12 protein-coding genes and 1 pseudogene are annotated in these 15,932 nt (G+C 32.9%); 8 read left to right on the top strand and 5 right to left on the bottom strand.

Annotated elements, in window-relative coordinates; genetic code table 11:
• Positions 1 to 28 precede the first annotated feature (28 nt).
• The 6 genes from porV to ES045_RS06695 all read left to right on the top strand — a co-directional run bounded on the left by porV (position 29) and on the right by ES045_RS06695 (position 7,405).
• On the top strand, positions 29 to 1,150 hold the full coding sequence (gene porV / locus ES045_RS06720; RefSeq protein ID WP_147114358.1) for a type IX secretion system outer membrane channel protein PorV: 1,122 nt from the start codon (positions 29 to 31) through the stop codon (positions 1,148 to 1,150).
• A 78-nt stretch (positions 1,151 to 1,228) separates the two neighbouring features.
• The gene (gene cdd, locus ES045_RS06715) at positions 1,229 to 1,711 is read left to right on the top strand and encodes a cytidine deaminase (RefSeq protein ID WP_147114355.1); all 483 of its coding nucleotides are present in this window, start codon (positions 1,229 to 1,231) and stop codon (positions 1,709 to 1,711) included.
• 97 nt (positions 1,712 to 1,808) lie between these two features.
• A complete protein-coding gene (locus tag ES045_RS06710; RefSeq protein ID WP_147114352.1) occupies positions 1,809 to 2,192 on the top strand; it encodes a group III truncated hemoglobin in 384 nt (127 codons plus the stop codon).
• A gap of 125 nt (positions 2,193 to 2,317) precedes the next feature.
• The gene (locus tag ES045_RS06705) at positions 2,318 to 3,382 is read left to right on the top strand and encodes a 3-oxoacyl-ACP synthase III family protein (RefSeq protein WP_147114349.1); all 1,065 of its coding nucleotides are present in this window, start codon (positions 2,318 to 2,320) and stop codon (positions 3,380 to 3,382) included.
• A gap of 847 nt (positions 3,383 to 4,229) precedes the next feature.
• On the top strand, positions 4,230 to 5,765 hold the full coding sequence (guaA, locus tag ES045_RS06700) for a glutamine-hydrolyzing GMP synthase (RefSeq protein WP_147114518.1): 1,536 nt from the start codon (positions 4,230 to 4,232) through the stop codon (positions 5,763 to 5,765).
• A 5-nt stretch (positions 5,766 to 5,770) separates the two neighbouring features.
• Positions 5,771 to 7,405 (top strand): LysM peptidoglycan-binding domain-containing protein, encoded by a 1,635-nt coding sequence (locus tag ES045_RS06695; protein ID WP_223267195.1) that lies wholly within the window; start codon positions 5,771 to 5,773, stop codon positions 7,403 to 7,405.
• 112 nt (positions 7,406 to 7,517) lie between these two features.
• Here ES045_RS06695 and ES045_RS06690 read toward each other — a convergent pair.
• Positions 7,518 to 7,887 (bottom strand): annotated as a pseudogene (locus ES045_RS06690) (DUF2892 domain-containing protein); the annotation flags it as partial.
• A 234-nt stretch (positions 7,888 to 8,121) separates the two neighbouring features.
• On the opposite strand from ES045_RS06690, the gene ES045_RS16355 reads away from it, so the two are divergent.
• Positions 8,122 to 8,265 (top strand): hypothetical protein, encoded by a 144-nt coding sequence (locus ES045_RS16355; RefSeq protein ID WP_189663040.1) that lies wholly within the window; start codon positions 8,122 to 8,124, stop codon positions 8,263 to 8,265.
• Between the two features lie 81 nt (positions 8,266 to 8,346).
• Here the strand turns inward: ES045_RS16355 and ES045_RS06685 are convergent, their stop codons facing one another.
• Positions 8,347 to 8,862, bottom strand: coding sequence for a DUF2892 domain-containing protein (locus ES045_RS06685; protein WP_147114344.1), 516 nt, complete (start codon positions 8,860 to 8,862; stop codon positions 8,347 to 8,349).
• Positions 8,863 to 8,968: 106 nt separating this feature from the next.
• Entirely contained in the window at positions 8,969 to 12,115 is a 3,147-nt protein-coding gene (gene ccsA, locus ES045_RS06680; RefSeq protein ID WP_147114341.1) for a cytochrome c biogenesis protein CcsA, read from the bottom strand.
• A gap of 109 nt (positions 12,116 to 12,224) precedes the next feature.
• Between ccsA and ES045_RS06675 the strand changes: the two genes are divergently transcribed.
• Positions 12,225 to 12,800, top strand: a complete 576-nt coding sequence (locus ES045_RS06675; RefSeq protein ID WP_147114338.1) for a hypothetical protein — start codon at positions 12,225 to 12,227, stop codon at positions 12,798 to 12,800.
• A gap of 73 nt (positions 12,801 to 12,873) precedes the next feature.
• Here ES045_RS06675 and ES045_RS06670 read toward each other — a convergent pair whose 3' ends face one another.
• Together ES045_RS06670 and ES045_RS06665 are read right to left on the bottom strand one after the other, a co-directional pair.
• Positions 12,874 to 14,241: an NAD-dependent succinate-semialdehyde dehydrogenase gene (locus ES045_RS06670; protein ID WP_147114335.1), complete on the bottom strand. Its 1,368-nt coding sequence runs from the start codon at positions 14,239 to 14,241 to the stop codon at positions 12,874 to 12,876.
• Between the two features lie 3 nt (positions 14,242 to 14,244).
• Positions 14,245 to 15,894, bottom strand: a complete 1,650-nt coding sequence (locus ES045_RS06665; RefSeq protein ID WP_147114332.1) for an acetolactate synthase large subunit — start codon at positions 15,892 to 15,894, stop codon at positions 14,245 to 14,247.
• Positions 15,895 to 15,932: the final 38 nt, after the last annotated feature.

Below are 15,932 nucleotides of genomic sequence, written 5' to 3'. Positions count from 1 at the left end.
AGAATAAGATTCAATACAGAAGAAAGAAATGAAGAAATTAGGACTCTATTTATTACTAAGTGCTTTCGCAATTGTTAAAGTGGCTGCACAAACAGACACGCAGCAAACGGGCGGCATTACAACGGCAACACCCTTCTTATTAATTGTACCAGATGCAAGAGCTGGTGGTATGGGAGATATTGGTGTGGCTACAAGTGCAGATGCATTTTCGTTGTTTCACAATCCTGCAAAAATTGCATTTAGTAACAGGCAGATTTTAACAGGAATCACCTATTCACCTTGGTTGCGTAATTTAACAGATGATATTTTTATAGGAAGTGGTTCTTACATTAACCGATTTAGTGAAAACGCAGCTTGGGGTGCCGATTTTAAATACTTTTCTTTAGGTCAAATAGACTTAACAGATAATAAAGGGAACTCAAAGGGAGCTATAAACCCAAATGAATTAGTAGCCACAGGTTCTTATTCTTTAAGATTAAGCGAAACTTTTGCAATGGGAGTTTCGCTAAAATACATCCGTTCTAATTTGGCTTTTAATGGTACAGAAGGAAATTCTTTACAGCCAATTAATTCTTTTGCTGTAGACGTTTCTGGGTATTACCAATCTTTAGAAGAAAATTATGGGAACTTTAATGGGAAGTACCGATTAGGATTTAATATTGCCAATATTGGTCCGAAAGTATCTTACACGCCAGGGCAAGAAGATTTTATACCCACGAATTTAAAGTTAGGGGGTGGCTTCGATTTTATTTTAGATGATTATAATACCATTTCTACCACTTTAGAATTCACAAAATTATTAGTACCTTCTGTAAATGATGCTGATAATGAACAAGGTTGGATCAACGGAATTTTTAGTTCTTTTGGAGATGCACCAGGAGGTTTTAGTGAAGAAATGAAGGAAGTTACCTATGCTTTAGGTGCAGAATATTTATACAACAATGCGTTTGCATTAAGAACAGGATACTTTCATGAAAGTGAAGAAAAAGGAAACAGACAGTATTTTACGTTAGGTGGTGGTTTTAAAACCAACGCTTTAAATATCGATTTGTCGTATTTAATAAATGCTTCGGATGTAAATAATCCGTTAGAAAATTCTTTGCGTTTTTCTTTATCTTTTGATTTGGGTGAAATTTACCAAGACTATTAAAAAATCGTTTTTTTTTAGTAATTTTAGAACACTATTCAAAGCAGTCAATTTAGGCTGCTTTTTTTGACCTTTTACATTATGAAAGAAATTAAAATAGCTGCTTCAGCAACACTATATAAAGATATCAACGAATTGCCTACAGAAGATAAAATGCTGATGCACAAAGCAGTGGAGGCTAGGGAAAAAGCGTACGCACCGTATTCTAAGTTTCATGTTGGTGCAGCATTATTGTTAGAAAACGGAGAAATAGTTTTGGGGAATAATCAAGAAAATGCAGCGTATCCTTCTGGTTTGTGTGCAGAAAGAGTGGCTGTTTTTTATGCAGGAGCAACCTATCCTGGGGTAAAAATAATGAAATTAGCAATTTCTGCAAGTTCTACCACAACCAAAGTAGACAAACCGATTGGTCCTTGCGGTGCTTGTAGACAATCGTTATCTGAATATGAAATCAAACAAAAGCAACCTTTTCCGCTTATTTTTATGGGAGAAGTGGGGGAAGTTGTAAAAACAGCGTCTTTACTTTCTTTATTGCCTTTTTCTTTCGACAGTTCTTATTTATAATAATTGTCATTAAGAGGAAGTGAGACGTGGCAATCTCTAAAGGAATTGTGCTTAAAAGAGAGCAAAAAGCTTTTAAATATTTAAAAACCAAACACTATTGAAACAAGACATTTCTTCAAGAAAAGATATTAAGTTTATAATGTCTGGATTTTATAAGTTGTTATTGGCGGATGAAAAAATGCGGCCGTTTTTTGAAGATATCGTAGCTCAAAATCATTTAGAAGCGCACCTAGAAGTTATTTCAGATTTTTGGAATGATATTTTATTTGACACCACAACTTATAAAAATAATACGATGCAAAAACATTTGGATAAAAATGCTTTTGTGAAGTTTGAAAAAGCACATTTTGCAATTTGGACGTCGTATTTATTTCAAACAATTGACGCCTATTTTGAAGGTGAAACTTCCGAAAGAATGAAAAACAGGGCAACCTCAATAGCTACGGTTATGCAGCTTAAAATGAATTTATATTCTAAATAATTATTTTATTAGAATTGAAAAAGTGTTTATTGAATATCATTTTTTAGCCTTAAAATTAGCATCCTTTAAAATGCTGATTTTGTAAATTACAAGGATTTTAGCAATTAAAAAAGTATCAGAAACTCATGATTTCATCAAAAATTACAGGAACAGGAAGTTTTATTCCATCAATTAAAAAAGAGAATAAAGATTTTTTAGAAACAGATTTTCTAAATGAAGATGGTAGTGGTTTTCCATCGGGAAACGAGGTGATAATAAGTAAGTTTAAAGACATTACTGGTATTGAAGAAAGAAGGTATGCGAAACCAGCATACAAAGCATCTGATTTGGCCTTTTTTGCTGCAGAAAAAGCAATTAAAGATGCAAACTTAAATGTAGAAGAATTAGATTATATTATTCTTGCCCATAATTTTGGAGACATACAACAAGGAGGTATTCAAGGAGACATGTTACCAAGTTTAGCAACTAGAGTTAAACATAAACTAGGAATTGAAAATCCTAATTGTGTTGCTTACGACATCCTTTTTGGTTGCCCAGGTTGGATACAAGGTGTAATTCAGGCACAAGCCTTTATAAAAGCAGGAATCGCAAAAAAATGTTTGGTAATTGGTGCAGAAACCTTGTCTCGAATTGTAGATAAACACGATAGAGATTCGATGATTTATAGTGATGGTGCGGGCGCTTGTATTGTTGAAGAAACAACAACACAAGAAGCTGGTATTATTAGTCATGCAGCACAAACTTTTGCAAAAGAAGAAGCTTATTTTTTACATTTCGGAAAATCTTTTAACAAAGAGGAAGATGATAATGTACGTTACATAAAAATGTACGGTAGAAAAATTTATGAATTTGCCATTACCAATGTTCCCGCGGCAATGAAAACAGCGTTAGATAAAAGCGGATTGGATATAGACGATGTTAAGAAAATTTTTATACATCAAGCAAATGAAAAAATGGATGAAGCGATTGTAAAACGTTTCTATAGATTGTTTAAAAAGCAAGTTCCAGAAGGTGTCATGCCAATGAGCATTCATAAACTAGGAAATAGTTCTGTGGCTACTGTGCCTACTTTATTAGATTTAGTTCTAAAAGGAAATATTGAAAATCAGGAAGTAAAAAAAGGAGATGTTGCTATTTTAGCTTCTGTTGGTGCCGGTATGAATATCAACGCGATTGTGTACCGATTTTAGGAAAGTGATTTGTTTTACAGAGATTTGTAGCGGTTCTCTTTAGGTTGGTCCTTGCAAATCAAGCGCTTTCTGCTTGATGAAGCAATCTCTTTATTTAAAAAACAGTGCAATTGATTGTAAACATTGTTGTGCAATTAAAAAGGTACGGTACAGTCTAACAATCTCACAGATGTTATTACCAGAGATTTGTAAAGTTTTTTTTGATACGGATTTCACCTATTTTCACTGATGTTCCTCTAAGACTTTAGAAGTAAGAAACTAGAAAAAAGAATAAAGAACGAACTTTTTTTTCTAATTAGACGCCAAGTATCAATCAGTATTTACAATGTCAAATGGGACTTGTTGAAGTTTTTCAAGTTGAAATCAAAGTAACAACTCGCTATGTTCTCTATGTGGTTCTTCTAAGGCTTTAGAAGTAAGAAACTAGAAAAAAGAATAAAGAACGAACTTTTTTTTCTAATTAGACGCCAAGTATCAATCAGTATTTACAATGTCAAATGGGGCTTGTTGAAGTTTTTCAAGTTGAAATCAAAGTAACAACTCGCTATGTTCTCTATGTGGTTCTTCTAAGGCTTTAGAAGTAAGAAACTAGAAAAAAGAATAAAGAACGAACCTTTTTTTCTAATTAGACGCCAAGTATCAATCAGTATTTACAATGTCAAACGGAGTTTGTTGGAGTTTTTATCAAAAAAACAAAACGACTAGCTTTGTAGTATCCCTATTTCATCAATCAATAAAGACAAGAAACCTTTTTCAGTGAATTCTAGGTAATGTGAGGATTCAAAATTTATGATAAAAAATATTCATTTCAGCATTTGAAATTTAATCTGAAATGGTATTTTTGCGCATGCAACAACACAACGTACTTATTTTAGATTTCGGATCGCAATACACACAACTAATTGCAAGAAGAGTTAGAGAATTAAACATTTACTGTGAAATTCATCCATACAACCATCCGCCAAAAAATCAATCAGAATTTAAAGCCATTATCTTATCTGGGAGTCCAAACTCAGTAAGAGGAGAAAATGTTTTACATCCAGATTTATCTGCTATCAGAGGAAAAAAGCCCCTGTTAGCGGTTTGTTATGGCGCACAATATTTAGCCCATTTTTCTGGAGGAAAAGTAGCACCTTCTAACACGAGAGAATATGGTAGAGCAAATTTATCATTCATAAAAAATAACGAAACTTTCTTTGAAAATATTTCAGAAGGAAGTCAAGTTTGGATGAGTCATTCGGATACGATAAAAGAATTGCCAACAAACGGAGAATTGTTAGCAAGCACAAAAGACGTTGAAAATGCCGCTTATAAAATTAAAGGTGAAGACACCTATGCAATTCAGTTTCACCCAGAAGTGTATCATTCTAAAGATGGTAAACAGTTATTAGAGAATTTCTTAGTAAAAATTGCAGGCGTAGCACAAACTTGGACGCCAGATTCTTTCGTAGAAAGTACCGTTGCAGCAATTCAAGAAAAAGTAGGAAGTGACAAAGTAGTTCTAGGGCTTTCTGGAGGAGTAGACTCTACTGTTGCAGCTGTTTTATTACACAAAGCAATTGGTAAAAACCTATATTGTATTTTTGTAAATAATGGTTTGTTACGTAAAAATGAGTTCGAAAGTGTTTTAACGCAATACGAAGGAATGGGATTAAACGTTAAAGGTGTGGATGCCTCTGAACGTTTTTTAACAGCTTTAGAAGGTTTGACAGATCCTGAAAAGAAAAGAAAGGCAATTGGAAACTCATTTATAGAAGTTTTTGATGATGAAGCAAATAAAATAAAGAATGTAACTTGGTTAGCGCAAGGAACCATCTACCCGGATGTAATTGAGTCTGTATCTGTAAACGGAGGACCGTCTGCAACCATTAAAAGTCATCATAATGTGGGAGGTTTGCCGGCTTATATGAAATTAAAAATTGTAGAACCTTTGCGCATGATTTTTAAAGACGAAGTAAGAAGAGTAGGTGCTTCTATGGGAATTGATGCAGAGTTATTAGGGCGTCACCCGTTTCCTGGGCCTGGTTTAGGAATTCGTATATTGGGAGACATTACCGCAGAAAAAGTGCGTATTTTACAAGAGGTAGATGCTGTTTTTATAAACGGATTAAAAGAAGATGGCTTGTACGATAAAGTTTGGCAAGCAGGGGCAATGTTATTGCCTGTAAATTCTGTTGGAGTCATGGGAGACGAAAGAACTTACGAAAAAGTAGTTGCTTTAAGGGCAGTAGAAAGTACCGATGGTATGACGGCAGATTGGGTGAATTTACCGTATGAATTTTTACAAAAAGTGTCAAATAAAATAATAAATCAAGTAAAAGGCGTTAATAGAGTAGTGTATGACATTAGTTCTAAACCGCCTGCAACTATAGAATGGGAATAAAGTATATGAAACATCTTAAATTTTTTGTTTTTCTGTGTATTCTAACGTTTACCGTTTCTTGCGGTCAACAAAAAAAATACGTTCAGTATAAGGTTAAAGAAGGAGAATCGATGCGTGTCATTGCCAAGAAATTGGACATGAATACCAAAGATTTACTGCGTCTAAACCCAGATGTAAGTAAAAATCCGGAGGCAAATACCGTAATTATCGTTCCTAACAAGGAAATGAAAAAAGGTGTTACGAATCAAGAAAATAGCATTAAAGACCAAGATATTGCGTCAGATGCTACTACTGTAAAAGAAGATGCTGAGACTGTTATCCTTTCTGAAAAAGAAAAACAAAGAAATCTTTTAATTGAAGAATTAGAAAAATATTTTAAGATTCATGAAGTTAAAAAAGGAGACACTTTTTTTAGCTTGACAAGATTTTATAACGTATCAAGAGCAGATTTAATTGTTCTAAACCCAGAATTATCTGAAGGTTTAAAGCTAGGGCAACTCATAAAAATAATGCCGATAGAAGATGTTATAGAAGAGGATGATTTTCTGTATGCAGATGAAATTGAAGAAGGGATTTCTATTAAAGCTGCAATTATGCTTCCTTTTAGAACTTCTGAACTAGATACGCTTTCAAGCAATGAAATCTTTGGAAACAGTAAATTAGCAAACATAGTCACCGATTTTTACCTGGGGGCAGAAATAGCAATAGATTCGCTTCGAAAACAAGGCGTAGCATTAGATATTGATGTTTTTGATACTGGAGGAAAAAGCACTAAAATGAATGCAATTGTAGCAGATAATAATTTAAAAGAGAACGATGTTATTATTGGCCCTCTGTATTTTGAAGAAATAGCATTTTTAGCAGACAAAGTAAATACACCAATTGTTTTTCCTGTGTATTCTAAAAATCAGTCTAAGTTTACTTCAAAAAGAATTATTAAAACGGCGCCAAATAAAGATTTGTTTAGAGATAAATTATTAGCATATATCGAAGAAAATTTTCAAGATGGTAATATTGTAATCGTTGGAGATGGTAAAGCAGACTCTAATTATAATTCTAGTAAAATTAGAACAATCCTTAAATCTCACGATTCTATAAACAGTATTCATCTTATAACACCGAAAGAGGGGTATATTAAGAAAGAAAAATTCATCAATGTTTTAAAACCCAATATGAAAAATATTGTGGTGATGACAACAAGTGATAATGTTATTGTAGCAAGTGCTATTAATAGCTTAATTAGTTTGCCAGAAAATACAACTGTTCGTGTTTTTACTTTTGATAAAACAAGTGCTTTTGACAAGATTGATAATGGAAAACTTGCGCAGTTAAGTTTTACGTATGTTAGTGATGAATATATTAGAGAAGATTCTTTTAAAGCAATGGACTTTAACAGTAAATATCTTGCTAAAAACGGCGCATTGCCTTCTTATTATGCAACAAAAGGTTTTGATATTACGTATGATATTTTAGTGCGTTTAGCATCTGGTAAAAGCTTGAAAGCTACTTTTGATGATGGGTATTCTTACAGGGTAGAAAGTAAGTTCGATTATTCGGATACGCTTTTTAAAACAACCGATAACAAAGGCTTGTTCATTGTTAGATACAATCCAGATTTAACGTTAACAAGAATCAATTAGAAGAACATACTTTTAGAAATAAAAAATCCGATGAAAATTAATTTCGCCGGATTTTTTTTATGTTTTAATAAAGTGTATCTCTTTAGATTTTTTCTGGTTGTTGCTTCATTTGTTACATTTGCTCTATTGACATACCTAGCTTGTTTAATTTCTTAGCTTGTTTAAGTTAATCCCTTCACGTTTGCGTCTTTTAGTCATTACAATTCCTGCCAACTGTAATTCTGCCATTGCCAAATTAAGATCCATTGACAAACCTAATTTTGCGGCTTTACGCAAACATTTCTCCGCTTGTGTCATGCTTTTTGACTGAACATAATACCGTGTAAATAATTAAAATATCCTTGTTGCTTTACAATTAGAGCCGCTTCAGGGTTTTTAATAGCATCCAATCACTTTTTAGTTCCTGCAAAACTTTGTCTACGCAACTGTAAAAATACCAATAAAATAAACTCATGCTTAAAGTAGAATAAAATAAAAAGTCCAGCGAGTACTAAGATAGAAATTCTGTTATATTATTTCTAAGGGTGCCTAATGGAAAATTTTCGCAGTTAAGTTTTACATATATTAGTGGTAAAAATATTAGAGAAGATGCTTTTAAAGCAATGGACTTTAACCGTAAATAACTGGCTAAAAACGGCGCATTACCTTCTTATTATGCAACAAAAAGGTTTTGATATTGTATGATGTTTGAACTCGGTTAGCTTCTGGAAAAAAGTTTGAAAGCTACTTTTGATGATGGGGATTTTTACAGCGTAGAAAGTAAGTTCGATTCTTCGGATACGTTTTTTAAAACAACCGATCACAAAGGGTTGTTCATTGTTAGATACAACCCAGATTTAACGTTAACAAGAATCAATTAGAAGAACATACTTTTAGAAATAAAAAATCCGATGAAAATTAATTTCATCGGATTTTTTTATTTTTTAATAAAGCGTATCTATTTAGATCTTTTTCATTTGTTGTTTCATTTGTTGCATTTGCTCTTTTAACATACCGTGCTTGTCTAATTTCTTAGCTTCTGCCATTAAGTTGGTCGCTTCACGTTTGCGTCTTTTAGTCATTGAAATTCCTGCTAACTGTAATTTTGCCATGGCCAAATCATGATCCATTGCCAAACCTAATTTTACGGCTTTACGCAAATATTTCTCTGCTTGTGTCATGTTTGTTTGGCTCAACATAATACCATGTAAGTAATTAAAATATCCTTGTTGCTTTACAATTAGAGCCGCTTCAGGGTTTTTAATATAATCCAACCACTTTTTAGTTCCTGCAAAATTTTGTCTACGCAACTGTAAAAATGCCAATAAAATAAATTCATTCTTAAAGTAGAATAAAATAAAAAGTCCAGCAAGTACTAAGATAGAAATCCCGTTCATAATGTTCCCTAGGGTAAATTGATAGACTGCCCAAACAGAAATTAAACCGGCTAAAATTAATTTTATATTTTTATGAAACATACATTGTTTTCTTTTGTGATCTCGAGTAAAATCGAGAAGTTATAATTGATTTTCGAGGAGCAAAAATACATTTTCTTATGAAAATATTTAGTGACTTCTCATTAAATTATTTTTTATAATATTTTTTATATTTTATAAAAGCAAATGTTCCTAAAATGGCAACAAAACCAACAGAATAATAAATTGAAGTTGGTGTAATAACTCGATCTCCACTGGCGTAAGAATGCAGACCAGACAAGTAGAAGTTTACCCCAAAATACGTCATCATAATAGAAGCATACGCAATTATAGACCACAAATTGAATGTAAATCTACCACGCAAACCAGGAATTAAACGCATGTGTAACACAAAAGCATACACCATAATAGAAATTAATGCCCAAGTTTCCTTAGGATCCCAACCCCAATAACGTCCCCAGCTTTCATTTGCCCACATTCCGCCTAAAAAGTTACCAATAGTTAACATAATTAAACCAATAGTAATTGCCATTTCATTAATAATGGTAATTTCTTTAATGTTTAAATCCATTTTCTTTTTATTCTTTTCATTGGTAAATGCCATTAAAAAGAGTGCGAATATACCTAAAATCATTCCTAAAGAAAAAGGCCCATAACTAGCAACAATAATAGAAACATGTACCAAAAGCCACCAAGAATTTAAAACAGGTTGTAGGTTTGCAATTTCTGGATCTAACCAGTTTTGATGTGCAAATGCTAAAATAATAGCTGTTAAAAAGGTGGTTGCCGTAAGTGTTAGTGCAGATTTTCTTCCGAAGAAAAGTCCAAATAACATGGTTGCCCAAGCAACGTAAATAATAGATTCATACGCATTACTCCAAGGTGCATTTCCACTAATATACCAGCGAGAAACCAAACCTAGTGTATGAAAAATGAACAATCCAATAACAACAGCAACAACTACTTTTACAACGGTGCTAATCCATTTTTTTGAATTGAAAATTTGCCAGATCACAAAAATGATTAAAAATAAACTTGCAAAACCATAGTACTTCGCCAATCTTTGAAAAGGCTGTATTTTATTATAAGAAATTTCTAAATCTATTTTCTTTTCTGAAGGAATTACGGCTGCTCCAAATTTTTGTTGAAACTTTTTAATTCCGTCTAAAATTTTATTCGCGTCTGTATAATCACCCGTTTTTTTACCTTTCTGTAAAAATTGAATGTAAACAGGCAAAGATTGTCTCACAAAAACAGAGTCTGTTCCTTTAAAATTTGCTGTTGAGGTTTCTGGCTGCGAAACCCACTTGTTGTTTTCATCTCCCGGAATTGGATAGATTTTTAAAATTCCACCACCAATTGCACTGTAAAGCAAACCAATTCTTTTATCAATTTTAATCAAGTCTTTTTCAAACTTATCTTGCACTTTTTTCTTTTGTGCTTCAGCAACTTTTTCTTTTATTTTATACACACCCATCGGAGTAATAAAATCTGATAAAGCAGCATATTTAGCTGTATCTGCAACACCAATAAACGCTCTAATTTCGGTGTTTTTTTCTTCCAAATAAATTACAGGAACTTCAAACCAAAGTCTAGGATTTTCTATGATAGATAATAAAACCTGGCTAGGTTCCATGTCTTTAAACTTTTCTGTCTGACTTACTTTTCTAACCAATTCAGACGCAAAAGTATGTGCAGGTTTCATTCTACCTCCAGCATCCTGAATGACCAACTTATTAAAGCTTTCTGCATGTTTAGCATCGACCATATTAGCTTGTAAGATGGAGTCTATTTGATGCGTGGTGATTTTATTTGGTTGATGATTATTACCATGTTGTGCAAAAGTAAAACTTGATAAAAGCAACGTAGCAACAATAGATAGTGTCATCTTTCTTTTTCTAATTTTAGTCAACCCTTTTTTCAAACTATCGAAACGGGTGTTTTTTGCGAAAAGAATGCAAATTAAACCAGTGTATAATAAAGAGTAACCTAAATAGGTAACAAACGTTCCTAGAAAATCATGATTTACAGAAAGGTGTGTCTCCTCTTTCCCGTCAGACAAATCATAACTAGCCTGAAAAAATTTATAACCTCTGTGATCTAATATATGATTCATAAAAATTTTATAATCAAAAGTTTCTTTGGGGTCGATAACGGTTATTTCACTTGCGTAAGCTGCAGCACTTTCCGAACCTGGGTATTTCTCTAACTGAAAGTCATTTAATTTTATACTAAAAGGAGTTTCTAATATTTTAGCGCCATATAAAACCCTAAAGTTTAAACCACCAACTTTTACTTCTTTAGAACCACCAGAGTTAAATTGTCCTCCTTTTAATTCTACTCTTTCAGTTTCATTATTTGCAGTAATATCTACCACAATAACGTCTTGTACTTCAGCGTTTTTTTCGCCACTCATCGTTTTCATAATTCCTTTCTCTGCAGGTTTCGGAATTACAAATTGCATGTCGCCAATAGTATGAAGCGTTAAATATTTAAAATCTTGTAAGGAATCTTTTTCAATTTTCCCTTTCTTTTGATCTGCCATTCGAAACCAATCTCCTTCTTCTTTAGAGGTCATTCTCAAAGCACCACTTTTATTTGTAAAATTGATTGAAGCATTTTCATTCTCTGCCTCAAAACCAATTAAAATACCATGAATGTTTTGGATGGTTCCTTTCTTAATCCAATGCTCATGACGTGTTCCTTCTGAAGATTCTACAAAAAACAAGTGTTCTACACCATTATCATCTTCAATCAACTTCTTTTCTGCCCAAGGAATATAAGAAACTAAGTCAAATTTAAAATCGATATCGCTGTCTTTTGTTTTAAAACTATCTGAGTAAGACCAAGAATTTGTACCCCAAGCAGAAAGCATTATAGGCGCATTTACTTCTGGCTTTTGAGAATTACCATCGTCTATAACTGCGTTTAGATACGTAGTTTCAGATAAGAATTTGTTTGTAGTTTCTCCTTCTTCAATTAGCATAATGCCTTCATAACCAACATAACGTGTGATTCCTGCACCTATTAAAACTAATAAAAAAGAAGTATGAAACATTAAAACGGGCCATTTTTCTTTTCGATACAATTTGTATCTAAAAATGTTTCCGAAGAAATTAATTACAAATAAAGCCATAATTGCTTCGAACCACCAAGCATTGTAAACAAGTGCTTTAGAAGTTTGTGTGCCAAAATCGTTTTCTATAAATGTGGCAATTGCCATGGCTGTGGCAAAAACGATAAATAAAAATGCCATTAAACGAGTAGAGTAGAGGAAACTGAATATTTTTTTCATCCTTTTGAAGTGCTTTTTAAAAGAGTTACAAATTTAAGCATAAAAGCACAAATGAACTTCTAGATAGCAGTATATTTATGTATTAAAGTTTTAAAAAAATCACAATTTTATGTCTAAATACCATATAATTCCAAAAACGATAAAACAACAAGTGAAAACTGCGTTAAATTACTATCCGCAGCTAAAAAAGATACCAATTGAATTTAAATTTAAAAAAAACATTAAAAAATCTACAATGCAAGCGAGACCAACTTTTGATAGTTTTTTTAAATTGAAAAAAAATAGAAAGTTTCTAATATTAATTAGTGAAAAGTTTAAAATTTCTGACAAAGAATTTTCTACAAGAGATATTCCCGACGATATCTTTATTGGTTGGATTGGTCATGAATTGGGGCATATTATGGATTATCAAGGGAGAAGTAAATTGAATTTAATTTGGTTCGGAATTAAATACCTGTTTTCAGACAACCATATAGTGGAAGCAGAAAGAGCGGCAGATAGTTTTGCTGTAAAACATAAAATGGAAGATTACATCTTAAAAACAAAAGATTTTATTTTAAACAATGCGGCTATTTCTGAAGTTTATAAAAATAGAATTAAAAGGTATTATTTATCACCAGAAGAAATTATGGTGTTGGTGGAAGACCGAAATAAATTGGCAGAAAATTTAGAGAAGATTCAGTAAAACTTTAAACAGAACAATAAAAAACCTTCACTTTGTAGCGAAGGTTTTCTTTTTACTGTAGAACTCTTTAAACTTAATCGATCCAAATAGATTTTGTGTTTACAAACTCTCTAATTCCGTAACTAGAAAGTTCTCTACCGTAACCACTATTTTTAATTCCGCCAAAAGGCAACCTTGGGTCAGAAGCAACTAATTTATTTACAAAGCTATTTCCTGCCTCTAATTGCAGTGCAATTTTTTCACCTCTTTTAGAATTGTTAGTAAGTACACCAGAACCCAAACCAAAAGTAGAGTTGTTTGCAAGTGCAATTGCTTCATTTTCGTCTTTTGCTTTAATCACAGAAGCAACAGGGCCAAAAAGTTCCTCGTCAAAGGCAGTCATTCCAGGTTTTAAGTCTGCCAGAATTGTTGCAGGATAATAAGCCCCTTTTAGATCAGGTATTTTTCCTCCTAAAATTAACTTACCTCCTTGTTTTACGGTTTTTTCTACTTGCTGATGAATTTCATTACGCAAATCTACACGTGCCATGGGACCATAATATGCATCTTTGCTTGTTGGCGTTCCCATTTTTGCTGCTTTCATTTTCTTTGTGAATAGTTTCAGAAATTCGTCATAAATTTCTTCTAAAACAATAAAACGTTTTGCAGCAATGCATGTTTGGCCGTTATTTTGCAACCTACCATAAGTTGCTAAATCTGTCGCTTTTTCTAAATCGGCATCTTCTAAAATAATGTAGGCATCGCTTCCTCCTAATTCTAAAACGGTCTTTTTTAAGTTTTCTCCAGCAATTTTAGCAACCGAACGTCCTGCAGGTTCACTACCTGTTAAAGTAACGGCAACAATATTTTTATCTTCTATAATTGCTTTAATATTATCTGAAGCTACGTTTAAGTTAGTGAAAACACCATCAGGAAAGCCAGCTTCTTTAAAAGCATCTTCTAAAGCAAAAGCACAACCTTGTACATTTGAGGCATGTTTTAACACACCTGTATTTCCTGTCATTACTGCGGGTGCAGCAAAACGAATTACTTGATAGAAAGGAAAATTCCAAGGCATTACCGCCAAAGTTACTCCTAGCGGCTGAAACGTAACATAGCTTTTGCTAGCTTCCGTTTCTACTATTTTATCAGCCATTAATTTATCAATATTCTCTGCATAATACCTACAAATTAGTGCGCATTTATCTATTTCACCACGAGACTGACCAATAACCTTTCCCATTTCTTGCGTAACCAATTGTGCATATTTCTCTTTATTTTCATCAAAAACATCCGCAAGTTTAAGCATTAACTTAGAGCGTTCTTTAAAACTTGTTTTTTTCCAAACGTTATAAGTCTCATTAGCTTTTGCAATTTTTTCTTTTGCTGTTTCTGCAGAAATTCGATTGTAACTTGCAATTTCTTCTTCCGTGGCAGGATTTATACTGGTTGTTGTTTGCATCATTTATTTTTTTGAGTTTTCTTCTAGTAATACATTTAAAATTTTGTGATTCAACGAATAATCTACTGCCAAATCAATAATATGTACTCCTTTTGAATTTAATGTTTTAGTTAATGTTTTTTCAAATTCTTGCACCGATTCTGGCCGATGACCAACAGCGCCAAAACTTTCTGCATACTTCACAAAATCCGGATTGTTATATTCCAAGCCAAATTTAGGAAATCCTTCTCCTTCTTGTTTCCATTCAATCATACCGTAAGCGTTGTCATTTAAAATAATAACAACCAAATCTAAATGCATTCTAACGGCAGTTTCTAATTCTTGCGAATTCATCATAAAACCACCATCTCCATTTACAGAAATCACTTTTTTATTTGGGTACAATTCTTTTGCCATAATTGCAGAAGGAAATCCTGCGCCCATTGTTGCCAAAGCGTTGTCTAATAGTAAGGTGTTTTGCGCATAGGCTGGAAAATTCCTCGCAAACCAAATTTTATAGATTCCGTTGTCTAAAGTTACAATGCCATCTTCTGGCAAGATATTTCTGGTTATTTTAACCAATCGTTGGGGTAGAATAGGAAAACGATTGTCTTCTTCGTACTTCGATAAATGGCTTAAAACATTCTCTTTTACTTTTAAGAAAAAATTAATGTTCCATTTTTTAGCATTCGGCTTTAATTTTTCTGTTAGCTTGTGAATACTTGTAGCAATATCTCCAATAACATTTAACTGCGGAAAATAAACTTCATGAATTTCTGCAGCAAAAAAGTTCATGTGAATGACCTTTCTTTTATCAGCAGCATTCATAATAAATGGAGGTTTTTCTATCGTATCATGACCAACATTTATAATTAAATCTGCTTCCTCAATGGCTTCGTGTAAAAAATCATTAGAAGAAAGTGCAGCTGTTCCTAAGTAAAGTGGATGTCTTTCATCGATAATTCCTTTGCCCATTTGGGTATTAAAAAACGGAATTCCTAATTCATCTACAAACTTGGTCAACGCTTCACTTGCTCTTTTTCTGTTGGCACCAGCACCAATTAATAATAGGGGTTGTTTTGCAGATAATATCATTTCTTTCGCTTCAAGAATAGATGCTGTATTTGCAGAAGGAATTTTAGAGCTCACTATTTCAAAGAAGTGTGGGTTTTCTACCATTTCTTTAGAGACATCTTCGGGAATTTCTAAGTGAACACCCCCAGGTCTCTCTTCTTGCGAAACTCTAAATGCTTCTCTTATCAATGCACTTGCATTTTTACCGTAGGTAATTTGTTTCGAAAATTTTGTAAGCGGTTGCATCATTTCTAAAATATCTACAATCTGAAACTTTCCTTGCTTACTTTCTTTGATTGGTTTTTGACCAGTGAGCATTACCATGGGCATTGCACCTAATTGTGCATAGGCGGCTGGCGTCATTAAATTTGTAGCACCGGGTCCTAATGTAGACATACAAACACCTGGTTTTCCTGTTAATCTGCCATAAGTTGCGGCCATAAAACCAGCTCCTTGCTCGTGTCTAGTTAAAATTAATTGTATTTTATCTGATTTTCTTATGGATTCTAAAACGTCTAAATTTTCTTCACCAGGCAAACCAAATATATAGTCTACTCCTTCATTTTCTAAGGCTTGTATAATAATGTCTGAAGTTTTCATTTTTTATAATTTTTTAAGGATTAATTTTTTTAAAAATC

This window comes from Polaribacter sp. IC073, assembly GCF_007997075.1.
Classification (GTDB): Bacteria; Bacteroidota; Bacteroidia; order Flavobacteriales; family Flavobacteriaceae; genus Polaribacter.
Note: the sequence above shows the minus strand (reverse complement) of the source record. Positions and strands in the feature narration are given on the sequence as shown.

Coding starts and splice junctions, on each gene's coding strand:
- porV (WP_147114358.1), top strand. CDS start 29: ATGAAGAAATTAGGACTCTATTTATTACTAAGTGCTTTCGCAATTGTT.
- cdd (WP_147114355.1), top strand. CDS start 1,229: ATGAAAGAAATTAAAATAGCTGCTTCAGCAACACTATATAAAGATATC.
- ES045_RS06705 (WP_147114349.1), top strand. CDS start 2,318: ATGATTTCATCAAAAATTACAGGAACAGGAAGTTTTATTCCATCAATT.
- guaA (WP_147114518.1), top strand. CDS start 4,230: ATGCAACAACACAACGTACTTATTTTAGATTTCGGATCGCAATACACA.
- ES045_RS06695 (WP_223267195.1), top strand. CDS start 5,771: ATGAAACATCTTAAATTTTTTGTTTTTCTGTGTATTCTAACGTTTACC.
- ES045_RS06685 (WP_147114344.1), bottom strand. CDS start 8,862: ATGTTTCATAAAAATATAAAATTAATTTTAGCCGGTTTAATTTCTGTT.
- ccsA (WP_147114341.1), bottom strand. CDS start 12,115: ATGAAAAAAATATTCAGTTTCCTCTACTCTACTCGTTTAATGGCATTT.
- ES045_RS06675 (WP_147114338.1), top strand. CDS start 12,225: ATGTCTAAATACCATATAATTCCAAAAACGATAAAACAACAAGTGAAA.
- ES045_RS06670 (WP_147114335.1), bottom strand. CDS start 14,241: ATGCAAACAACAACCAGTATAAATCCTGCCACGGAAGAAGAAATTGCA.
- ES045_RS06665 (WP_147114332.1), bottom strand. CDS start 15,894: ATGAAAACTTCAGACATTATTATACAAGCCTTAGAAAATGAAGGAGTA.